Raw genomic sequence first — 19,502 nt, 5'->3', positions numbered from 1 at the left:
ATCGGCTGCCGCGCAGTCCGAATGGAAAACCGAACGCCCGATGTCATCCGCTTTGCATTTCACAATCGACAGCCTGATCAGCTGGCCTCCGGCCCCGGATGTCGACGGCCAGACCAGCCACCCGCCGCTGGAGCCGGTCCCCGCCATGCAGCGGCGGCGCATGAGCCCGCTGTGCAAGGCTGCCATGCATGGCGCGTTCGGCCTGGGCGACGGCGGCGACGACATTCCCTTGGTATTCGCATCGCGCTTCGGCGACATGTCCCGCTCCATCGAACTGTTGCAGCAACTCAGCCAGGGCGAGTCGCTCTCCCCCACCCAGTTCAGCCTGTCGGTGCACAACGCCATCGGCGCGCTGCACGGCATATTGTCCGGCCATGCCGGACAGTACACGGCGATCGCCGCCGCCGAAGAAACCGTGGAGGCGGCCTGCTGCGAAGCATTGGCCATGCTGGTCGACGGCGCGCCGGCTGTGCGGCTGGTGGTTTACGACGCCCCGCTTCCCGCGCCATACCAAGACGCCGCGCCGGCTCAGCCGCCGCTCATCGCCTGGGCATGCCGGCTGCGCCTGGCCGACAGCGGCCCGCGCTTCAGCCTGGAAAGCGCGCCTGCCAGCGGCGACGCCGACAGCCAAGGGCTGTGGCCGTTCCTGAACAGCGCTGCCCGGCAGCATACCCACCATTGCGGCCAACGCGACTGGCATTGGGCCCGACATGGCTGAACGCTGCAATTATTTGTGGCGCCTGATGGCCACCGCCATCGCCTTCTCCGTGTTCGGACTGGGCGGCGTGCTGTTCTCGCTGATCGTCTTTCCGCTGCTGATGCTGCTGGTGCGCCGCCCGGCGCGCCGCATCGCCTTGTCGCGGCGCGTGGTCCAGATAAGCTTCGCGGCCTTCATTCAATTGATGCGCGCGCTGGGCATTCTCCGCTACCGCATCGTCGGCGCCGAAAAACTGCGGCGCCCCGGCCTGCTGATCCTGGCCAACCACCCCACGCTGATAGACGTGGTATTCCTGATTTCGCTGCTACCAAATGCCGACTGCATCGTCAAGTCGTCGCTGGCGCGCAATCCGTTCACCCGCGGCCCGGTGCGCGCCTCCGGCTACATTTGCAACGATTCCAGCGAAGGGCTGATCGAGGACTGCATTCACTCCGTCCACGACGGCAACAATCTGGTGATCTTCCCGGAAGGCACCCGCACGCCGCTGGACGGCCGCTTCACATTGCAGCGCGGCGCCGCCAATATCGCCGTCCGCGGCCGCCGCGCCATCACCCCCGTGTCCATCCGCTGCGAACCGCGCAGCCTGGCCAAGGGCGTGCCCTGGTGGCGGATTCCGCCGCGGCCGATGCATTTCACCATCGAGGTGCTGGACGACCTGCCGGTCGCGCCGTTTCTCGAGGGGCAGAGCGAAGCCATGGCTGCCCGCAAACTGACCCGTTTCCTGCACGACTTTTACCTTACGACATCGAGCCTTCATGCAAACCCTGGAACTTGAGATCAAAAACCTGTTGATCACCTCCTTGAATCTGGAAGACATCACCCCCGACGACATCGTCGCCGACGCCCCGCTGTTCGGCGACGGCCTGGGCCTGGACTCCATCGACGCGCTGGAGCTGGGCCTCGCGCTGCAGAAGCGCTACGGCATCACCCTGTCCCCGGACGGCGAGGAAACCCGCCGCCATTTCGCCAGCATCGCCAGCCTGGCCGGCTTCGTCGCCAGCGCGCGCAAGCTGTAACCCCACTTCCGGAGACCGCCATGACCAAAGACGAACTCTTCGCGCGCCTGAGCGCTGTGCTGCAGGACACTTTTGAAATCGAAGCCGACGCCATCCACCCGGAAGCGCGCCTGCGCGAAGACCTGGACATCGACAGCATCGACGCCGTGGACCTGATCGTCCAGTTCCGTCCGCTGGTGGGCAAACGCCTGCAGCCGGACGTGTTCAAGTCGGTGCGCACGCTGCAAGACGTAGTGGACGCCCTCCACGGCCTGATGCAGGAAAACGACTGAGCGATGCCCGCCACCGCGCTGGCCAGCCTGCTGACCCTGAGCTACCCCTTCCTGATCTATTTCGGCCAGGGACGGGTGGAGCCGCGCCTGCTGGCGGGCGTGCTGGTCGGCATCGCCCTGCTGCGCGCGCTCAGCACGCGCCAGGCGGTCTGGTACTGGGCCGCCGCCGCCACGCTGCTGCTGGCGGCGTTCAGCATGCTGGGCAACGGTTTGCTGCCGCTGAAGCTCTACCCCTTGCTGGTCAATGCCGTCCTGCTGGCGATGTTCGCCGGCAGCCTGCGCTTCGGCCCGCCGCTGATCGAACGGCTGGCGCGGCTGACCGAGCCGGAGCTGGACGCGCGCGCCATACGCTACACCCGCGCCGTCACCCAGGTCTGGTGCGGCTTTTTCATCGTCAACGGCAGCCTGTCGCTGGCTACCGCGCTCTGGGCCGACAACGCCGTCTGGACCGCCTACAACGGTTGCATTTCCTATCTGCTGATGGGCGCGCTGTTCGGCGGCGAATGGCTGGTGCGCCAGCGCGTCAAATCCCGCAATACCACTCATGGCTGATTTCATTCCCCTTTCGCGACTGCTGGCCGTCGGCCGCGGCGCAGGCCACCCCGTCGCCCGCGACGGCCAGCGGCATTACAGCTTCGCCGATTTCCGCCAACGCGCCGCGCGCTGGCGCGCCGGCCTGCTGCGCACGCGCCAGCACGTAGTGGCCATCCATCTGGACGACAGCTTCGAGTTCGCCGCCGCCCTGTTCGGCGCCTGGCACGCGGGCAAAACCGTCTGCCTGCCCGCCGACGACCTGCCGGCCACCCGCGCCGCGCTGGCCGAACGCGGCATGCTGCTGGATGCGCAGCCGGCCGACGCCGACGCCGACGCCGATTTCGGCGAGCTGTCCGAAGACGGCTGCCGGCTGCAGCTGTTCACCTCCGGCTCCACCGGCGAGCCGCAGGCGATAGACAAAGGCCTGCGCCAGCTGGCGGCGGAAACCGCCATCTTGTCGCGGCTGTGGGACGAGGCGCTGCCCGCCGGCTGCCTGGTGGAAGCCACCGTTTCCCATCAGCACATCTACGGCCTGCTGTTCCGCGTGCTGTGGCCGCTGGCCGTCGGCCGCCCCTTCGCCTGCCGGCGCCAGACCTTCCCGGAAAACCTGCTGCAGGCGCTGGCAAACGAGCCCTGCCTGTTGGTCAGCAGCCCGGCCCACCTGAAACGCCTGCCGGCCAGCCTCGACTGGACAAGCGCAGCCGGCAAGCTGGCCGCCGCGTTTTCCTCCGGCGGGCCGCTGGACGACGCCGCGCTGGCCAACAGCCTGGCGACGCTGGGACAAGCGCCGTGCGAAATCTTCGGCAGCACCGAGACCGGCGGCATCGCCTGGCGCCGCCGCCAGACCGACGCCGCCCAGCCGTGGCAGCCGCTGCCCGGCGTGCAAGTGCGCCTGGACGACGGCCTGCTGGCCATCCGCTCGCCCCATCTGGACGATGACGGCTGGCATCAGACCCGCGACAAGGCGGCGCCGCAGGGCGAGGGCTTTGTCCTGCTCGGCCGCGCCGACCGCATCATCAAGCTGGAAGAGAAGCGCGTGTCGCTGGACAGCGTGGAGGCCGCTCTGTTGGCCAGCGGCCTGTTCGACGCCGTGCGCCTGGTGCTGCTGCCCGGCTCCCGCGACACGCTGGGCGTGGCCGCGGTGCCCAACGCCGCGGGCTGGGAGCGACTGGCCGCGCTCGGCCGGCGCGAATTCGCCGCCCGCCTGATCGCCGAACTGAAGCGCAGCGTGATCCCGGAAGGCCTGCCGCGGCGCTGGCGCTACGGCTTCCGCCTGCCGGTCAACGCGCAGGGCAAGACCACCCAGGCGCAGCTGTTGTCTTGGTTCGAGGCCCGCCGCCCCCACGTCACGCTGCTGCGACGCGACGCCGGCTACGCGCTGCTGTCGATAGAAGCCGCCGCCGCGCTGCCGGACTTCGCCGGCCACTTCCCCGGCTTCCCGCTGCTGCCCGGCGTCACCCAGCTGGACTGGAGCGTGCGCCTCGCCCGCGAGCTGTTCGATCTGACCGGCTTCAGCGGCATGGACAATCTGAAATTCCAGCGCATCATCGCGCCGGACAGCACGGTGCGGCTGGAGCTGCGCTACGACATTGACAAGCGCAGCGTCAGCTTCGCCTACGATTCCGACGGCGAGCCCCACGCCAGCGGCAAGCTGCGCTTCGGAGCCCCGGCATGCTGATCTGCGCGGTAGTGCCGGTATACAACCACGGAGGCGCGGTGGGCAGCGTGGTGGCCTCCTTGCGCGCGCAAGCGCTGCCTTGCGTGCTGGTGGATGACGGCAGCGACGCCGACTGCGCCGCGGTGCTGGACGCGCTGACCGCCGCCGACGAACACGTGCGGCTGGTGCGGCTGCCGGAAAACCGCGGCAAGGGCGGCGCCATGATCGCCGGGCTGCGCGCCGCGCGCGAGCTGGGCTACAGCCACGCGCTGCAGATAGACGCCGACGGCCAGCACGACAGCCGCGACATCCCGCGCTTCCTGGAGTTGGCCCGCGCCCAGCCGCAAGCCTTGATCTGCGGCTGCCCGCTGTACGACGAAAACGCGCCCAAAAGCCGCCGCTACGGCCGCTACGCCACCCATGTCTGGGTATGGATCAACACGCTGTCGCTGCAGATCGCCGACGCGATGTGCGGCTTCCGCGTCTACCCGCTGGCGGCGACGGTGCCGCTGTTCGACCAGGCGCGGCTGGGCCTGCGGATGGATTTCGACGTGGAAGTGCTGGTCCGGCTGAGCTGGCGCGGCATGCGCATCGTCAACCTGCCCACCCGCGTCAGCTACCCGCTGGACGGCGTGTCGCACTTCCAGCTGTGGCGCGACAATCTGCGCATCAGCCGCATGCACGCCAAGCTGTTCTTCGGCATGCTGCCGCGGCTGCCCCTGCTGCTGGCCCGCAAGGCGGCGCGATGAAGCCGGCCCGCCATTGGGCCGGCATCGGCGAAAACACTTTCGTCGCCGGCATCGTGCTGCTGTTCTGGGTTCACCGCCTGCTGGGGCGCCGCCTGTTCCGCCTGTGCCTGCTGCCGGTGGTGGCCTGCTACTGGCTGGCATGCGCGCCGGCGCGCGCGGCCTCGCTGCAATACCTGCGCCGGCTGGAGCGGCACTGCGGCGCGCTGGGCCGCCAGCCCGGCGCGCGCGACACCTTCCGCCATCTGCTGCGCTTCGCCGACACCATGCTGGACAAGCTGCTTGCCACCGCCGGCCACTACCCGGCCGACCGGGTGGCGATCAGCGGCGCCGACGTCATCATCGACGGCCTGCGCCAGCGGCGCGGCGTCTTGATCGTCACCGCCCATCTCGGCTGCCTGGAACTGTGCCGCGCGCTGGCCGACCGCTCGCCCGACGTGGTGGTCAACGTGCTGGTGCACACCCGCCACGCCCAGCGTTTCAACGCGCTGCTCGACCGGCTCAATCCGCAGCAGTCGGTGCGGCTGCTGGAGGTGACCGAGGTCAACGCCGCCACCGCCGTGCTGCTGGAACAGAGAATCGCCGCCGGCGAGGTGGTGGCCATCGCCGGCGACCGCGTGCCGGTCAGCGGCGACCGCACGGTGAGCGTGCCGTTTCTGGGCGAACCGGCGCCGTTCCCCTGCGGCCCCTATCTGCTGGCCCACCTGCTGCGCTGCCCGCTCTACCTGATGGCTTGCCTGCGCCAGGGCGCCGGCTACCACTTGCAATTCGTGCCGCTGGCCGAGTCCATCCGCCTGCCGCGGCAAAACCGCGAAGCAGTGATCGGCGAATACGCCGCGCGTTTTTCCGGCGAACTGGCCCGCCTGCTGGCCGCCTCGCCCTACGACTGGTTCAATTTTTTCCCGTTCTGGGATCAGAAATCCAAATCATGACCCCCAAGCATCAAGACTCTGTAATATTCGACGGCTCCTGGCTGTCGCTGGACGACATCCACGCCATCGCCATCGGCGCCAAGCAGGCGCGGCTGTCCGATGACCCGGCGTTCTGCGAGCGCATCGAAAAAGGCAGCCGCTTCATCGACCAGCTGCTGGCCGAAGACGGCGTGGTCTACGGCGTCACCACCGGCTACGGCGACTCCTGCACCGTGGAGATTCCGCCCGCCCTGGTGCAAGAACTGCCGCACCACCTGTACACCTACCACGGCTGCGGCGCCGGCCGCTTTCTCGACGCGGTCGAAACCCGCGCGGTGCTGGCGACCCGGCTGGCCTCGCTGTGCCGCGGCGTCTCCGGCGTCAGCCTGGCGCTGCTGCGCCAGCTGGCCGCGCTGCTCAAGCACGACATCCTGCCGCTGATTCCAGCCGAAGGCTCGGTCGGCGCCAGCGGTGACCTGACCCCGCTGTCCTACGTCGCCGCCGCGCTGTGCGGCGAGCGCGAAGTGACGCACCGCGGCGAGCGCTGCGCCGCCGCCGACGCGCTGAAGGCCGCCGGCCTCGCGCCGCTGCGGCTGCGCCCCAAGGAAGGCCTGGCCATCATGAACGGCACCGCGGTGATGACCGCGCTGGCCTGCCTGGCCTGGCCGCGCGCCGACTACGCCTCGCGCCTGTGCTCGCGCCTGACCGCGATGAACGTGGCCGCCGCCGCGGGCAACGCCCACCATTTCGACGAAGCGCTGTTCGCCGTCAAACCCCACCCCGGCCAGCAACGCATCGCCGCGCGCATCCGCGCCGACCTGGAAGCCCCGCGCCCCAGCCGCAACGACAGCCGGCTGCAGGACCGCTACTCGCTGCGCTGCGCGCCCCATGTGATCGGCGTGCTGGAAGACGCGCTGCCCTTCCTGCGCGGCCTGATCGAAAACGAGCTGAACAGCGCCAACGACAACCCCATCATCGACGCCGACGAAGAGCGCGTGCTGCACGGCGGCCACTTCTACGGCGGCCACATCGCCTTCGCGATGGACAGCCTGAAAAACGCGGTGGCCAATCTGGCCGACCTGATGGACCGCCAGATGGCGCTGCTGGTGGACACCCGCTACAACAACGGCCTGCCGCGCAACCTCAGCGGCGCCAGCCCGGAGCGCGCGCCTATCAACCACGGCCTGAAGGCGCTGCAGATCAGCGTATCGGCCTGGACCGCCGAAGCGCTGAAGCAGACCATGCCGGCGTCGGTGTTCTCGCGCTCCACCGAATGCCACAACCAGGACAAGGTCAGCATGGGCACCATTGCCGCCCGCGACGCGCTGCGCGTGCTGGAGCTGACCGAACAGGTGCTGGCTGCCTTGCTGATCACCGCGCGCCAGGGCGTGGAGCTGCGCGGCGAAATCGCCGAGCTGTCGCTGAGCCCCGCGCTGGAGCGGATGCAGCGGGACCTGGCCGCGCGCATTCCGCGCATCGCCGAAGACCGCGCGCTGGACCGCGAGCTGCAGCAATTGCTCGCCGCCATCCGCGCGCAAGCCTGGAGCCTGTATGCCTGATCTGTCGCACGCCATAGCGCTGGACCCGGCCTTCCACGACCTCGACCCGATGGACGTGGTCTGGCACGGCAACTACGTCAAATACCTGGAAATCGCCCGCTGCGCGCTGCTGGAGAAATACGGCTACAACTACCCGCAGATGCGCGACTCCGGCTATATCTGGCCCATCGTCGACATGCGGCTCAAATATGTGCAATCCATCCGCTTCGGCCAAAAGGTCAGCATCGAGGCCCGCATCGTCGAATGGGAGTGCCGGCTGAAGATCGAATACCTGATCCGCGACGCCGCCACCGGCCACAAGATCAACAAGGCCTACACCGTGCAGGTGGCGGTGGACATCGCCAGCCAGGAAATGCTCTACCTGTGCCCGCCGGTGCTGTGGGAAAAACTGGGAGTGCCCGCGCCGTGAAGAAACTCGTCCTGCTGGCCGGCCTCGCGCTGCTGCCGCTGACCGCCGCCGCCGGCGATCTGATCGCCGACATCACCCGCAAGCTGGCGCAGCCGGCCGTGCTGCGCGGCGCGTTCGAGCAAAGCAAGGAGATCGCCGGCTTCGCCAAGCCGCTGCGCTCCAGCGGCGCTTTCCTGGTGTCGCGCGAGAAAGGCGTGCTGTGGGATACCCGCCAGCCCTTCGCCAGCAAGCTCAGGCTGACCCGCGGCGAGATCGTCGCCACCCAGAACGGCTCAGTGTCATTTCAGCTGAGCGCGGCCAAAGAGCCCACCGTGCGCACCATCAACGAGCTGATGTTCGCGTTGCTGGGCGGCAACCTGAAAGCGCTGGACGGCTATTTCCGCATCGACGGCAAGCTGTCCGGCCGCGCCTGGCAGCTGACGCTGACGCCGCGCCAGAGCGCGCTCGCCCGCGTGATGCAAAAAGTGGAGCTGTCCGGCGACCAATACGTGCGCGCCATCCGCATGGACGAAGCCAACGGCGACGTCACCCGCATCATGTTCAGCGGCCAGAACCCCATGCCCGCCAAGCTGAGCGGCGAGGAAGAGGCGCGCTTTGACTGAGCATCTGGGATCCAGCCGTCCGCAACGCTGGCTGGCCGCCGTCTGGCTGGCCATCCTGCTGGCCGTGGCCGGCCATAACGGCTGGCTGTGGCTGGGCGGCCACGCGCGGCTGGAAACCGACATCCTGGCGATGCTGCCGCAAAACCGCCAGGACCAGGCGGCGCAGGACGCCACCCGCCAGTTGGCAGACGCCGCCGCGCGCCGCGTGGTGGTGCTGGTGGGCGCGCGTGACTGGGCCGACGCCCGCCGCGCCGGCGACGCCTACGCCGCCGCCATCCGCGCCTCCGGCCAGCCGCTGGCGCCGCGCTACCGGGTGGGCGCGCAGGAAAGCGACAACTGGCTGGACTTCTACGCCGCCTACCGCGGCCAGCTGCTCGGCGACGATACCCGCCGGCAACTGCGGCAAACCGCGCCCGCCGCGCTGGCGGAACAGGCCGCCGCCGCCTTGTTCCAGCCAATGGGCATGCCCAGGCTGGGACGCTGGCAGGACGACCCGCTGAATGTCTACGGCCAATGGCTGGGCGAGCGCGCCGCGCAAAGCCGGGTGCGAGTGCGGGACGAGCGCTTGTCGCTGTCCGGCGCCGACATGCAGTACGCGCTGATCATGCTGGAGCAGCAAGGCCCGGCGTTCTCGGTGGCGGCGCAGCAGGCGATGCTGCCGGCGCTGCGCCAAGCCGAGGCCGCCGCCCGCCAGGCGGTCCCGCATGCCCAGATCATCCAGGGCGGCGTGCCGCTGTTCGCCGCCTTCGCCGCCAGCGCCGCCGAGCGCGAAGTCCACACCATAGGACTGGGTTCCTTGCTGGGCATTCTGCTGCTGACGGTGCTGGCCTTCAGCGGCATTCGCCCGCGCATCCTAGTGACGCTGTCCATCGCCGCCGGCCTAGGCTGCGCCATTTCGCTCACCTCGCTGCTATTCGGCAAGCTGCACCTGATCACCCTGGTGTTCGGCGCCAGCCTGATCGGCGTGGCGGAAAACTACGGCAACAATTACTACGCCTATCGGCTGGGCAAGCCGGCCGGCGAGCGCTGGGCGATGCTGCGCGGCCAGCGCGCCACCATGTGGCTGGCCTTCGCCACCACCGCCATCGGCTACGCGCTGCTGGCGCTGGCTCCCTTCCCCGGGCTGCGGCAGATGGCGGTGTTTTCCGTGACCGGCCTGTTCGGCGCCTTCGTCACCACGCTGTGCTGCCTGCCCTTCGCCGACCGCGGCGAGATGCCGTTCAACCGCTTCGCCCGCGCGCTGGGCGGCTGGCGCCGGCGCTGGCCGCGCTGGGGACGCAACCGCTTCAGCCTGCTGCTGGGCCTGGCGATGGCCGCCGCGCTGCTGGCCGGCTTCGCCGTCCTGAAAACCAATGACGACATCCGCGCGCTGCAAAACGCGCCGCAAAGCCTGCTGCAGGACCAGCGCCGCATCGGCGAACTGATGGAAATGGCCGGCCCGGCGCAATTCTACCTGGTGAGCGGCGATAGCCCGGAGCAGGTGCTGCGCCGCGAAGAAGCGCTGAAAACCCGGCTGGCGCCGCTGATCGCCGCCGGCCAGCTCAAGGGCGTGCAGGCGATTTCCGACTGGGCGCCGTCGCAGGCGCGCCAACTGGCAGACCGGCGATTGCTGCAACAAACGGTGTTCGCGCCCGGCGGCGTGCTGGCGCTGGCCTCCGCCCGCCTGGGCCAGCCTGCCGCCGCCGCGCCGCCGCCCGCCGCCTTCCAGCCGCTGACGCTGCAGGCCTGGCTGGCCGCGCCGGTGTCCGAACCCTTGCGCGCGCAATGGCTGGGCCGCTTCGGCCAGGGCTACGCCAGCGTGGTGATGCTGCGCGGCCTGGCCGGCCCGTCCATGCTGCCCTTGCTGGCGCGGCAGGCCGAACCCGCCGCCGGCGTCCGCTTCATCGACAAGGCCGGCGAGGTGTCCGGCCTGATGCGGCACTACCGCCAGTTGATGAGCTGGGTGATCGCCGCCAGCTACCTGCTGGTGCTGGCCATGCTGTGGCGGCGCTTCGGCCGCCAGGCCTGGCGCGCGCTGCTGCCCACGCTGCTGGCCAGCCTGCTGACCGTGGCGCTGTCGGCGCTGCTGGGGCAGCCGCTGCAGCTGTTCACCATCCTGGCCCTGCTGCTGATTCTGGGCATGGGGGTTGATTACGGCGTGTTCCTGCTGGCCGACGACGATCCGCGCGCCTTTCTGTCGGTGACGCTGGCCGCGGCCGGCACCCTGCTCTCATTCGGCCTGCTGGCGCTGTCGTCCACCCCGGCGCTCACCGCCTTCGGCCTGACCATGCTGCTGGGCATCAGCCTGTGCTGGCTGCTCAACCCCCTATTCACCCCAAAAACATAAAAGAAATAAAGCGAAGACATGGAAACTGGCTCTCAAACCCTGCAAGACAAAAGCTTCTCTCCCGCGCGCCAAAGCGTGATGGACGCGCGTTTCGAAGCGCAAAAGATCGCCTTCGGCCCGGTCGTGTTCCAATGTGTGCGCATCGCCTGGAAGCGCGGCATCCTGAAAGCCCTGGCCGAAGCCGGCGAGAAGGGCCTGTCCATCGCCGAGCTGGCCGCCGCCGGCGACTTCACCGTCTACACGCTGAAGCTGGTGCTGGAAACCTGCCTGTCCGCCGGCGTGGTGGAGTTGCGCCAGGGCCGCTACGCGCTGGACAAGACCGGCTTCTGCCTGCTGTCCGACCCCATCACCCAGATCAACCTCGACTTCATCCATGACGTCTGCTACCAGGGCCTGTTCGAGCTGGAGCGTTCGCTGGACGAGGAAAAACCGCACGGCCTGGCCGCGCTGGGCCAGTGGGACACCATCTACCAGGGCCTCGCCACGCTGCCGGAGCCGGCGCGCGAAAGCTGGCTGCGCTTCGACCACTTCTACTCCGACACCTCGTTCCCGGCCATCCTGCCCGACGTGTTCGCCACGCGCCCGCGCAAGCTGATGGACATCGGCGCCAATACCGGCAAGTTCACGCTGGCCGCGCTGGCGCACGACGCCGAGGTGGAGATGCACCTGGTCGACCTGCCGGGGCAGCTGGCAGTGATCGAAAAGACGCTGGCGGAAAAAGGCCTGAGCGCGCGCGCCAACCTGCACCCGATAGACATGCTGAACCCGGCGCTGGACTTCCCCGCCGGCATGGACGTGATCTGGATGAGCCAGTTCCTGTCCTGCTTCAGCGAGGAGGCGATCGCCAGCATCCTGCGCCGCGCCGCCGCCGCGCTGGCCGACGGCGGCCGGGTGATGATCCTGGACACGTTGTGGGACCGCCAGCAGCACGACATCGCCGCCTACTGCCTGATCAACACCTCGCCCTACTTCACCGCGATGGCCAGCGGCAACAGCAAGGTATACCGCGCCGACGACTACATCCGCCTGTGCGAAGCCGCCGGCCTGAAACTGGTGCAAGAGCGCGACGGCATCGGCTATTGCCACTCTCTGCTGCAGTTCGCCCGCGCATGATCCGCCTGCGCCGCCTCCTGCCCCTGTGCCTGTGCCTGGTTCTGCTGGCCGGCTGCCAGAGCGCGCCCGCGCCGCAGCCGCGCCTGCCGGCCATCGCCCTGTCGCCGGCCAGCCTGGGCCTCAGCCTGAGCCTGGCCCAGCGCCTGAGCGCGGCGCCGCTGGACCCGCGCGACGGCACGCCCTCGCCGGCGCTGGACGTGCAGCTGGAAATCGACGGCGACCGGCTGCAATTGGCCGGCCTGGCGCTGGGACAGCGCATCCTGCGGCTGAGTTGGGACGGCAAGACGCTGCAAAGCCAGCGCAGCCCCTTGCTGCCCGCCAGCGTCGACGAAGCGCGCATCGTGCGCGACATCCAGCTGGCCTACTGGCCGCTGCCGGCCTTGCGCGCGGCGCTGCCGGAAGGCTGGACGCTGGAGCAGCGCGGCGCGACGCGCGTGCTCAGCCAGCAGGGGGAGGAAGCGGTGCGGATAGACAGCCAGGCCGACCCGGCCTGGACCGGCCACAGCGAATTGATCAATCGGCGCGAAGGCTATCGCCTGAGCATAGACTCCGCGCCACTGCAGTAAAGATGACGCCATGACGAACGCCGTCTATCTCAACCATCTGGGAGCCCTGTGCAGCGCCGGCCGCGGCCACGCCGCGCTGCGCGAGGCATTGTTCGCGCCGCCGGCGCCTATTCGGCGGCCCGGCCTCGCGCTGCCCGATGGCCGCGTCTGGCCTAGCGCGCCCTATCAGCAGGCGCTGCCGGACGTGGACTGGCTGCCGCTGCCGCTGCGCAGCCGCAACAACGCGCTGCTGCTGGCCGCGCTGGAGGATATCCGCGCCGAAGTGGACGCGGCCATCGCCCGCTTCGGCCCCGACCGGGTGGGCGTGGTGCTGGGCACCAGCACCTCCGGCATAGGCGAGAGCGAAGCCGCCTTCGCCGCGCTGCGGCGCGACGGGCGCTTTCCCGCCGGCTTCCATCCGCTGCAGCAGGAACTGGGCTCTCCCGCCGCCCTGCTGCGCCACGCGCTGGGCATAGGCGGCCCGGCGCTGGTGATCTCCACCGCCTGCTCGTCCGGCGCCAAGGCCCTGGCCAGCGCGGCGCGCCTGTTGCGTTCCGGCCAGTGCGACGCCGTGATCGCCGGCGGCGCCGATTCGTTGTGCCAATTCACCGTGGCGGGCTTCGCCGCGCTGGATTCGGTCAGCGCCACCGGCTGCAACCCCTTCAGCCGCAACCGCGACGGCATCCACATCGGCGAGGCCGCGGCGCTGTTCCTGATGAGCCGCGAACGCGGCCCGGTGCGGCTGGCCGGCTGGGGAGAAAGCGCCGACGCGCACCATATCTCGGCGCCCGATCCCAGCGGCCGCGGCGCCGCGGCGGCCATGCGCCAGGCGCTGGAACGCGCCGGCCTCGCGCCGGCCGACATCGACTACATCAATCTGCACGGCACCGCCACCCAGCAGAACGACGCGATGGAAAGCCTGGCGGTCAGCCAGCTGTTCGGCGCCACCGTGCCGGCCAGTTCGACCAAGGGCCTGACCGGCCATACGCTGGGCGCCGCCGGCGCGCTGGAAGCCGCCTTCGCCTGGCTGACCCTGCACGGCAATCCGGCGGCGCGGCTGCCGGTCCATGTCTGGGACGGCGCGCCCGACGCGGCCCTGCGGCCCCTCAACCTGGTCCGCCCCGGCCAGGCGGCCGCCACGCCGCCGCGCCGCGCGCTGAGCAATTCTTTCGCCTTTGGCGGCAGCAATGCCTGCCTGATCCTGGAGGCCGCGCAATGAGCGACGAGCTGTACGAAATCGACTCCCTGGTGCCACACGCCGGCGACATGTCGCTGCTGGACCGCGTATTGTCCGCCGACGCCGACAGCGTGGTGGCCGAAGTCACGCCGCGGCTGGACCAGCTGTTTTGCCGCGACGGCGAAATCGGCAGCTGGGTGGGCATCGAATACATGGCGCAGACCATAGGCGTCTGGGCCGGTTTGCGCGCCAAAGCCCAAGGCCGGCCGCCCAAGGTGGGCTTCCTGCTGGGCACCCGCCGCTACACCGCCGAGGTATCGTCCTTCGCGCCCGACGTGCCGCTGCAGGTGAGCGTGACCCAGCAATTCATTTCCGACAACGGCCTGTGCCAGTTCGACTGTCATATCGACAGCCAGGGCCGGCGCCTGGCCACGGCCCAGCTCAAGGTGTTCGAGCCGGCCGATATCGATCATTTCATCAAGGAATCCTCGCAATGACAGACCATGCCATTCTGGTCACCGGCTCCAGCCGGGGCATAGGCCGCGCGATCGCCCTGCGTCTGGCCCGCGACGGCCATGACGTGGTGGTGCATTGCCGCAGCCGCCGCGAAGAAGCGGACGCCGTCGCCGCCGAAATCGCCGCGCTGGGCCGCCAGGCCCGCGTGCTGCAGTTCGATGTGACCGACCGCCAAGCCGCCGCCGCCGCGCTGCTGGCCGACATCGAAGCCCACGGCTGCTACTACGGCGTGGTATGCAACGCCGGCCTGGCCCGCGACAACACCTTCGCCGCCATGCCGCCGGAAGACTGGGACCTGGTGGTCAACACCGATCTCGGCAGCTTCTACAACGTGCTGCAGCCGCTGACCATGCCGCTGGTGCGCCGCCGCAAGCCGGGCCGCATCGTCACGCTGGCTTCGGTATCCGCACTGATGGGCAACCGCGGCCAAGTCAACTACAGCGCCGCCAAGGCCGGCGTGATCGGCGCCACCAAGGCGCTGGCGGTGGAGCTGGCCAGCCGCGCCATCACCGTCAACTGCGTCGCGCCCGGCCTGATCGACACCGAAATGGTGGAAGCGCACGTGCTGGATGAAGCGATGAAGATCATCCCGGCGCGCCGCATGGGCAAGCCGGAGGAAGTGGCCGCGACGGTGAGCTTCCTGATGAGCGAGGACGCCGCCTACATCACGCGTCAGGTGATTTCGGTAAACGGGGGGATGATGGGATGAAGCGAGTCGTGATTACCGGCGTGGGCGCCCTCAGCCCGCTGGGCCATGATTGGCAAAGCGTGTACGCCCGGCTGCAAGCCGGCCGCAACGTGGTGCAGGTGATGGAGCCCTGGGGCGAGTACGAAGGCCTGGGCACCCAGGTCGGCGCGCCGGTGCAGCCGTTCGAGCTGCCCGCCCACTACAATCGCAAAACCACCCGCAGCATGGGCCGGGTGGCGCTGATGGCCACCCGCGCCACCGAAATGGCGCTGGAACAGGCCGGCCTGCTGAACGACCCGCTGCTGGGCAGCGGCCGCATGGGCATTTCCTACGGATCGTCGTCCGGCTGCCCGGCCAATATGGGCGATTTCGGCCGCATGCTGGTCAGCAAGAACATCGAAGGCATCAACGCCAACACCTACATCCGCATGATGGCGCACACCGCGCCGGTGAACATCGGCGTGTTCTTCGGCATCACCGGCCGCGTCATCACCACCTCCAGCGCCTGCACCTCGGGCAGCCAGGGCATAGGCTACGCCTTCGAGGCAATCCAGAGCGGCCGCCAGGTGGCGATGATAGCCGGCGGCGCCGAAGAGCTGGACCCGACCCAGGCGGCGGTGTTCGACACCCTGTTCGCCACCAGCGTCGCCCACAACGACCAGCCCTCGCTGACGCCGCGCCCGTTCGACGCCGCCCGCGACGGCCTGGTGCTGGGCGAAGGCGCCTGCAGCCTGGTGCTGGAGGAGCTGGAGCACGCCAAGGCGCGGGGCGCCAACATCCTGGCCGAAATCCTGTCCTTCGGCACCAATAGCGACGGCAAGCACGTCACCCATCCGCAATCCGCCACCATGGCCGGCGCCATCCGCATGGCGCTGGACGGCGCCCAGCTCGCGCCGTCGGACATTCCCTACGTCAACGCGCACGGCACCGCCACCGATCAGGGAGACGTGGCCGAGTCGCACGCCACCCGCGACGTGTTCGGCGAAAAAGTCGCCATCTCTTCGCTGAAGAGCTATATGGGCCACACGCTGGGCGCTTGCGGCGCGCTGGAAGCATGGATGTCGATAGAAATGATGCGCGAGGGCTGGTTCGCGCCCACGCTCAACCTCACCGAGGTGGACCCGAACTGCGCGCAGCTGGACTACATCGCAGGCGACGGACGCCGGCTGCAAACCGAGCTGGTGATGAGCAACAACTTCGCCTTCGGCGGCATCAACACCTCGTTGATCTTCCGCCGCTGGCGCGACTGAACCTTCCCGCCGGCCCCGCGGCCGGCACCACCCTTGACTACTAGGAGCATTAGAAGATGAAATTCGCCGCCCCGCTGCTGGCGCTGGCCCTGGTCGCCGGCCCCGCCATGGCCCGCGACACCGTCGTGCAGATCCCGCTGGCCGACGTGCTGTCCATGCCGGAAGCGCAGGAAAAACTGGATGGTTCGGTCAAGTTCTACCTCGCCGGCCAGCATACCCCCGCCATCCAGACAAAAATGGGCTCCGATGTATCCAACCAGAAGACCAACGCGCTGAACAAGTCCGACGAGCAAGCCTGCCGCTGGGCCATTCTGTCCACGCTGATCTCGTTCCAGGAATCCGCCAAGAAGCGCCACGCCAACGCGGTGGTCGACATCGTCAGCTATTACAAGAAGGAAGAGCGCCGCGATAAAGAAACCATCGAATGCCACTCCGGCACGATGATCGCCGGCGCCGCGATCAAGGGCAGCTACGCCAAGATCGGCCGCTGAGGCCATGCCGCCGGCCGGCGGCGCGAAGCCGGCAAGGCCGCCCGGAACGGGCGGCTGCTTATTGCTCCAGCTGCCGCACTCGCTCGAACAGGCAAACGGTGGCCGCCATCGCCACGTTCAAGGACTCCGCGTGTCCCGGCATCGGGATGCGGATGCGGGCATCCGCCAGGGCCAGCAGCTCGTCGCTGACGCCGGCCCCCTCGTTGCCGAACACGAAAGCCACCGCCCCGCTCAGATCATGGCCGTACAGCGAGCTGGAACCCTCCAGATGCGTGACCAGCTTGCGCCCGCCAAAGCCGGCCAATTCGGCGGCTAGGTCGGCGTGCTCGTGGATGCGGAGCGCGAAGTGCGCGCCCATGCCGGCGCGCAGCACCTTGGGCGAAAACACGTCCACGCAGCCCTTGGACAAAAACACCTCGTAAACGCCCGCCGCCGCGGCGGTGCGCAGAATGGTGCCCAGATTGCCCGGATCCTGAATATCCTCCAGCAGCACTCTGGCGGCGGACGCCTGCGGCGCGGGCGGCCGCGGCCGTTCGCACAGCGCCAGCAACTCGCCGGCGCTGGCCATGGCCGTCACCTTGGCCATCACCGCCGCCGGCAGCGTCGCCACCGCGCAACCAGCCGGCAGCCGCGCCAACAAAGCCTGAACCTCGGGATGGCCCTGAGCCTCCTCGTTGACATACAGCCGCGTCAGCGCGCCGCCAGCTTGCAGGCAGGATTCAGCCAGGTGGATGCCTTCCAGCACCATCACGCCCTCCTTGCGGCGGTCGCGGCTGTGCTGCGCCAGCCTGGCCAGCGCCTTGACTTCGTCGTTATGGGGTGAGGTGATGGTCTTGGAGATGTAATGCATGGTCGATTCTTGTGGCGGAGCGAAGGCGAAGGGGCAGAGTGTACCCGTCCCCCCGCCTTCTTGCATCAATGCTGCATCTGCGTCAGCCGGGTGACCAGATCCTTGAAGCGGTGGTAGGTGGCGTCGTCTATCCCGCGGCCGCTGCGGGCATTGTCGACATAGAACACGCCGCTGAGCTTGTGGCCGCCGAACAGCGTCATCAAGGCGAATTCGTGATCGCCGACATGCTGGAAAAATTCGTCCTCGTAACGCCTGGTCAGCTGCGACCTGACATCGGCCGGCGCGTGAAAGCTTTGCGGCTTGCTGGTGAACACGCCGAAGAAGCTGCCCGGCTCCAGATCCAGCGGCAGCTTGCGCAGCGGGCTGTCGCCGGCCACGCCCACCTGATAGCGCAGCTTGAGGTTATGGCCGTCGTGCTCGTAATGGTAGTACAGCACCCGCTCGAACTTCAGGTCGTTGGCCAGGAAGCGGATGGATTCGCGGATCGCGTGCTCCAGCTGGTCTTCGCCGGACAGCGCCGCCGCCTTCTTCATCTCGCCCTTGCGCGGCCCCGGCGGCAGCAACAGCAGGGCGCGCGCCGGGAAGGTATAGCCGATCACATGCGGGTGGCGCGCCACGTTCAGCACCGCGTGCACCACCGCCATATAGGCCAGCTCCGGCATCACGTTGATCATCTTGGCGGCGGTGTCCACCCCCACCAGCCAGGTGCTGCGCTCCACGCCCTGCTCCAGCGAGTTGGCGGTGGCGATGGCCAGCTTCAGCAACTGGCGGCGCTTGGTCGGCGCGCCCGCGCCTATCAGCGCCTTGAAGCCGCCCGGCAGCGGCATGTGTTTGACGAAAGCCTCCAGCACCTGGCCGTAGTCGGCGTCGAAAGCCTCCGACACTTCCTGCAGCAGCGGCTTGTCCGGCAGCTGGTTGCGCTGGATCATGTAGATGCAGGCCGGCAGGTTGTACAGCAGCGCGGCGACGAAACAGTCCTCGACCTTCAATTCGCCCATGATAGACAGCCACTCCTTGACCAGCAGCGCCGCCACGCGGCTGCGGCCCAGCCAGTCCCCCACCGCCTCGTAGACCTCGGGGTCGAGCACGCCTGGAGACGGCTCCAGCGGAACGATCTTGCCGAAGCGGTTGACCACCGCCTCCAGCCCCATCAGCATCAGCGTCTGCTCCACCGACGGGATGCTCTCGTTGCGCTGCAGCGCGCGCGAATTGCCCACCACCCGGAACAGGTCCAGCAGCAGGAAAGGGTCGGACAGGCACAGATTGGCCAGATCGGTGAAGTTGATCAGGTCGCTGTGGCGCGCGCAGGCGTCGGTCAGCTGATTCAGGGTATCGGGCAATATCGGCCAGCGTTTTTCGCCGATGGACTTGGCCCAGTCATTGAGATCCATTTGGATGGCGCCAGATCAATAATTCTTTTTGCAAGGGTCCGCCAAGCGGAATGCGCTCGTCGGGCTGAATGTCCGGCACTTCGAAAGTATTGCTGATGAGCAGGCTGCCCGGCCGCCCTTCGGACAGGAACTTGCGCCATACCTTAGGCATGGGCTCGGGCGAAAGAAACACGTAGATTGCGTCATAGCTCCCCCAGTCTTCCTTCCAGAAACTGCGGCAACCCACCGCCAGCCGCGCCGGCCGGCCGGCGCGCAGCCAGCGCAGCCAGGCCAGCAGCCAGCTGCCGACGGCGTTTTCCAGCGCGCGCAGCCGCAGATCGGGCCGCAGCCGCGCCAGCTGCAGCGCCAGCCGGCCGTCGCCGCAGCCAGCCTCCAGCAATGCGGCATCCGCAGCCAGCAGGCCTGCCAATCTGTCGGCCACCCGCCGGCCGGAACGGTAAAGCGGCACCCGCTCGACCAGCGCGTTGCGCCCCAGCGCCAGCGTCAGCAGCAGCGCCAGCAGATACCAGCCGGGCGGTATGCCGGCCTGGCGCATCGCCACCGCCGCGGGAACGAACAAGCCGTGGGCCAGCCGCTGCCAGCCCGGCTGGCGCAAAACGATGGCCAGCAAAGCCGCCAGCAGCCCCTGCAGCACTGCCCAGGCGGCGAGATGCTGCGCCGGCGCGATGAACACCCAGGCGCCGACGCAGGCCAAGAGCTGCAACAGCAGGTGGCGCAGCCGGCTCATGTCC

Annotated in this window: 22 protein-coding genes; 19 read left to right on the top strand and 3 right to left on the bottom strand. The window is 68.7% G+C overall.

All coding sequences use genetic code 11. From position 1 onward, the window contains the following. The first annotated feature begins 52 nt into the window (after window positions 1-52). Genes U6115_RS12285 through U6115_RS12195 form a run of 19 tightly spaced genes read left to right on the top strand, consistent with a single transcriptional unit; the run spans window position 53 to window position 16,530 of the window. On the top strand, window positions 53-718 hold the full coding sequence (locus tag U6115_RS12285; protein WP_043572620.1) for a beta-ketoacyl synthase chain length factor: 666 nt from the start codon (window positions 53-55) through the stop codon (window positions 716-718). After that, window positions 711-1,493, top strand: coding sequence for a lysophospholipid acyltransferase family protein (locus U6115_RS12280; protein WP_043572426.1), 783 nt, complete (start codon window positions 711-713; stop codon window positions 1,491-1,493). Before U6115_RS12285 ends, U6115_RS12280 begins: the two co-directional genes overlap by 8 nt. Continuing rightward, entirely contained in the window at window positions 1,474-1,734 is a 261-nt protein-coding gene (locus tag U6115_RS12275) for a phosphopantetheine-binding protein (protein ID WP_043572429.1), read from the top strand. The genes U6115_RS12280 and U6115_RS12275 overlap by 20 nt, the downstream gene beginning before the upstream one ends. Window positions 1,735-1,754: 20 nt before the next feature. Further along, on the top strand, window positions 1,755-2,006 hold the full coding sequence (locus U6115_RS12270; RefSeq protein ID WP_043572432.1) for an acyl carrier protein: 252 nt from the start codon (window positions 1,755-1,757) through the stop codon (window positions 2,004-2,006). 3 nt (window positions 2,007-2,009) lie between these two features. After that, window positions 2,010-2,558, top strand: coding sequence for a COG4648 family protein (locus U6115_RS12265; RefSeq protein WP_043572434.1), 549 nt, complete (start codon window positions 2,010-2,012; stop codon window positions 2,556-2,558). After that, window positions 2,551-4,218 carry an AMP-binding protein gene (locus tag U6115_RS12260; protein WP_043572436.1) on the top strand — a complete coding sequence of 556 codons (1,668 nt, stop codon included), beginning with the start codon at window positions 2,551-2,553 and terminating at the stop codon, window positions 4,216-4,218. Before U6115_RS12265 ends, U6115_RS12260 begins: the two co-directional genes overlap by 8 nt. Beyond that, the gene (locus U6115_RS12255; RefSeq protein WP_043572438.1) at window positions 4,212-4,946 is read left to right on the top strand and encodes a glycosyltransferase family 2 protein; all 735 of its coding nucleotides are present in this window, start codon (window positions 4,212-4,214) and stop codon (window positions 4,944-4,946) included. The genes U6115_RS12260 and U6115_RS12255 overlap by 7 nt, the downstream gene beginning before the upstream one ends. Then, window positions 4,943-5,875 (top strand): LpxL/LpxP family acyltransferase, encoded by a 933-nt coding sequence (locus U6115_RS12250; RefSeq protein WP_043572440.1) that lies wholly within the window; start codon window positions 4,943-4,945, stop codon window positions 5,873-5,875. The genes U6115_RS12255 and U6115_RS12250 overlap by 4 nt, the downstream gene beginning before the upstream one ends. Continuing rightward, window positions 5,872-7,413, top strand: a complete 1,542-nt coding sequence (locus U6115_RS12245; protein ID WP_047237109.1) for an HAL/PAL/TAL family ammonia-lyase — start codon at window positions 5,872-5,874, stop codon at window positions 7,411-7,413. Before U6115_RS12250 ends, U6115_RS12245 begins: the two co-directional genes overlap by 4 nt. Further along, a complete protein-coding gene (locus U6115_RS12240; RefSeq protein ID WP_043572443.1) occupies window positions 7,406-7,822 on the top strand; it encodes an acyl-CoA thioesterase in 417 nt (138 codons plus the stop codon). The genes U6115_RS12245 and U6115_RS12240 overlap by 8 nt, the downstream gene beginning before the upstream one ends. Continuing rightward, window positions 7,819-8,424, top strand: coding sequence for an outer membrane lipoprotein carrier protein LolA (locus U6115_RS12235; RefSeq protein ID WP_043572445.1), 606 nt, complete (start codon window positions 7,819-7,821; stop codon window positions 8,422-8,424). Before U6115_RS12240 ends, U6115_RS12235 begins: the two co-directional genes overlap by 4 nt. Then, complete coding sequence (locus U6115_RS12230) at window positions 8,417-10,750, top strand: MMPL family transporter (RefSeq protein WP_043572447.1); 2,334 nt, start codon at window positions 8,417-8,419, stop codon at window positions 10,748-10,750. The genes U6115_RS12235 and U6115_RS12230 overlap by 8 nt, the downstream gene beginning before the upstream one ends. Before the next feature lie 18 nt (window positions 10,751-10,768). After that, window positions 10,769-11,863 carry a class I SAM-dependent methyltransferase gene (locus U6115_RS12225; RefSeq protein WP_043572449.1) on the top strand — a complete coding sequence of 365 codons (1,095 nt, stop codon included), beginning with the start codon at window positions 10,769-10,771 and terminating at the stop codon, window positions 11,861-11,863. Further along, the gene (locus U6115_RS12220) at window positions 11,860-12,429 is read left to right on the top strand and encodes a DUF3261 domain-containing protein (protein ID WP_047237254.1); all 570 of its coding nucleotides are present in this window, start codon (window positions 11,860-11,862) and stop codon (window positions 12,427-12,429) included. Before U6115_RS12225 ends, U6115_RS12220 begins: the two co-directional genes overlap by 4 nt. Window positions 12,430-12,439: 10 nt before the next feature. Continuing rightward, a complete protein-coding gene (locus U6115_RS12215) occupies window positions 12,440-13,627 on the top strand; it encodes a beta-ketoacyl-ACP synthase (RefSeq protein WP_043572451.1) in 1,188 nt (395 codons plus the stop codon). After that, window positions 13,624-14,082 (top strand): ApeP family dehydratase, encoded by a 459-nt coding sequence (locus U6115_RS12210; RefSeq protein WP_043572453.1) that lies wholly within the window; start codon window positions 13,624-13,626, stop codon window positions 14,080-14,082. The genes U6115_RS12215 and U6115_RS12210 overlap by 4 nt, the downstream gene beginning before the upstream one ends. Then, a complete protein-coding gene (fabG, locus tag U6115_RS12205) occupies window positions 14,079-14,810 on the top strand; it encodes a 3-oxoacyl-ACP reductase FabG (RefSeq protein WP_043572455.1) in 732 nt (243 codons plus the stop codon). The genes U6115_RS12210 and fabG overlap by 4 nt, the downstream gene beginning before the upstream one ends. Then, window positions 14,807-16,039 (top strand): beta-ketoacyl-ACP synthase, encoded by a 1,233-nt coding sequence (locus U6115_RS12200; protein ID WP_043572457.1) that lies wholly within the window; start codon window positions 14,807-14,809, stop codon window positions 16,037-16,039. The genes fabG and U6115_RS12200 overlap by 4 nt, the downstream gene beginning before the upstream one ends. A gap of 56 nt (window positions 16,040-16,095) precedes the next feature. After that, window positions 16,096-16,530, top strand: coding sequence for a hypothetical protein (locus U6115_RS12195; RefSeq protein ID WP_043572460.1), 435 nt, complete (start codon window positions 16,096-16,098; stop codon window positions 16,528-16,530). A 58-nt stretch (window positions 16,531-16,588) separates the two neighbouring features. Here the strand turns inward: U6115_RS12195 and U6115_RS12190 are convergent, their stop codons facing one another. The 3 genes from U6115_RS12190 to U6115_RS12180 form a co-directional block, all read right to left on the bottom strand. Beyond that, window positions 16,589-17,380 carry a TrmH family RNA methyltransferase gene (locus U6115_RS12190; RefSeq protein ID WP_043572463.1) on the bottom strand — a complete coding sequence of 264 codons (792 nt, stop codon included), beginning with the start codon at window positions 17,378-17,380 and terminating at the stop codon, window positions 16,589-16,591. Between the two features lie 65 nt (window positions 17,381-17,445). Continuing rightward, complete coding sequence (locus U6115_RS12185) at window positions 17,446-18,771, bottom strand: HDOD domain-containing protein (protein ID WP_043572467.1); 1,326 nt, start codon at window positions 18,769-18,771, stop codon at window positions 17,446-17,448. Beyond that, window positions 18,758-19,498 (bottom strand): class I SAM-dependent methyltransferase, encoded by a 741-nt coding sequence (locus U6115_RS12180; protein WP_043572469.1) that lies wholly within the window; start codon window positions 19,496-19,498, stop codon window positions 18,758-18,760. The genes U6115_RS12185 and U6115_RS12180 overlap by 14 nt, the downstream gene beginning before the upstream one ends. Window positions 19,499-19,502: the final 4 nt, after the last annotated feature.

This window comes from Chromobacterium subtsugae (assembly GCF_035919665.1).
GTDB lineage: Bacteria > Pseudomonadota > Gammaproteobacteria > Burkholderiales > Chromobacteriaceae > Chromobacterium > Chromobacterium subtsugae.
Note: the sequence above shows the minus strand (reverse complement) of the source record. Positions and strands in the feature narration are given on the sequence as shown.

Bases quoted from the DNA above. Each gene is read 5' to 3' on its own strand.
- U6115_RS12280 (WP_043572426.1), top strand. From the start codon at position 711: ATGGCTGAACGCTGCAATTATTTGTGGCGCCTGATGGCCACCGCCATC.
- U6115_RS12275 (WP_043572429.1), top strand. From the start codon at position 1,474: ATGCAAACCCTGGAACTTGAGATCAAAAACCTGTTGATCACCTCCTTG.
- U6115_RS12270 (WP_043572432.1), top strand. From the start codon at position 1,755: ATGACCAAAGACGAACTCTTCGCGCGCCTGAGCGCTGTGCTGCAGGAC.
- U6115_RS12265 (WP_043572434.1), top strand. From the start codon at position 2,010: ATGCCCGCCACCGCGCTGGCCAGCCTGCTGACCCTGAGCTACCCCTTC.
- U6115_RS12260 (WP_043572436.1), top strand. From the start codon at position 2,551: ATGGCTGATTTCATTCCCCTTTCGCGACTGCTGGCCGTCGGCCGCGGC.
- U6115_RS12255 (WP_043572438.1), top strand. From the start codon at position 4,212: ATGCTGATCTGCGCGGTAGTGCCGGTATACAACCACGGAGGCGCGGTG.
- U6115_RS12250 (WP_043572440.1), top strand. From the start codon at position 4,943: ATGAAGCCGGCCCGCCATTGGGCCGGCATCGGCGAAAACACTTTCGTC.
- U6115_RS12245 (WP_047237109.1), top strand. From the start codon at position 5,872: ATGACCCCCAAGCATCAAGACTCTGTAATATTCGACGGCTCCTGGCTG.
- U6115_RS12240 (WP_043572443.1), top strand. From the start codon at position 7,406: ATGCCTGATCTGTCGCACGCCATAGCGCTGGACCCGGCCTTCCACGAC.
- U6115_RS12225 (WP_043572449.1), top strand. From the start codon at position 10,769: ATGGAAACTGGCTCTCAAACCCTGCAAGACAAAAGCTTCTCTCCCGCG.
- U6115_RS12220 (WP_047237254.1), top strand. From the start codon at position 11,860: ATGATCCGCCTGCGCCGCCTCCTGCCCCTGTGCCTGTGCCTGGTTCTG.
- U6115_RS12215 (WP_043572451.1), top strand. From the start codon at position 12,440: ATGACGAACGCCGTCTATCTCAACCATCTGGGAGCCCTGTGCAGCGCC.
- U6115_RS12210 (WP_043572453.1), top strand. From the start codon at position 13,624: ATGAGCGACGAGCTGTACGAAATCGACTCCCTGGTGCCACACGCCGGC.
- fabG (WP_043572455.1), top strand. From the start codon at position 14,079: ATGACAGACCATGCCATTCTGGTCACCGGCTCCAGCCGGGGCATAGGC.
- U6115_RS12200 (WP_043572457.1), top strand. From the start codon at position 14,807: ATGAAGCGAGTCGTGATTACCGGCGTGGGCGCCCTCAGCCCGCTGGGC.
- U6115_RS12195 (WP_043572460.1), top strand. From the start codon at position 16,096: ATGAAATTCGCCGCCCCGCTGCTGGCGCTGGCCCTGGTCGCCGGCCCC.
- U6115_RS12190 (WP_043572463.1), bottom strand. From the start codon at position 17,380: ATGCATTACATCTCCAAGACCATCACCTCACCCCATAACGACGAAGTC.
- U6115_RS12185 (WP_043572467.1), bottom strand. From the start codon at position 18,771: ATGGATCTCAATGACTGGGCCAAGTCCATCGGCGAAAAACGCTGGCCG.
- U6115_RS12180 (WP_043572469.1), bottom strand. From the start codon at position 19,498: ATGAGCCGGCTGCGCCACCTGCTGTTGCAGCTCTTGGCCTGCGTCGGC.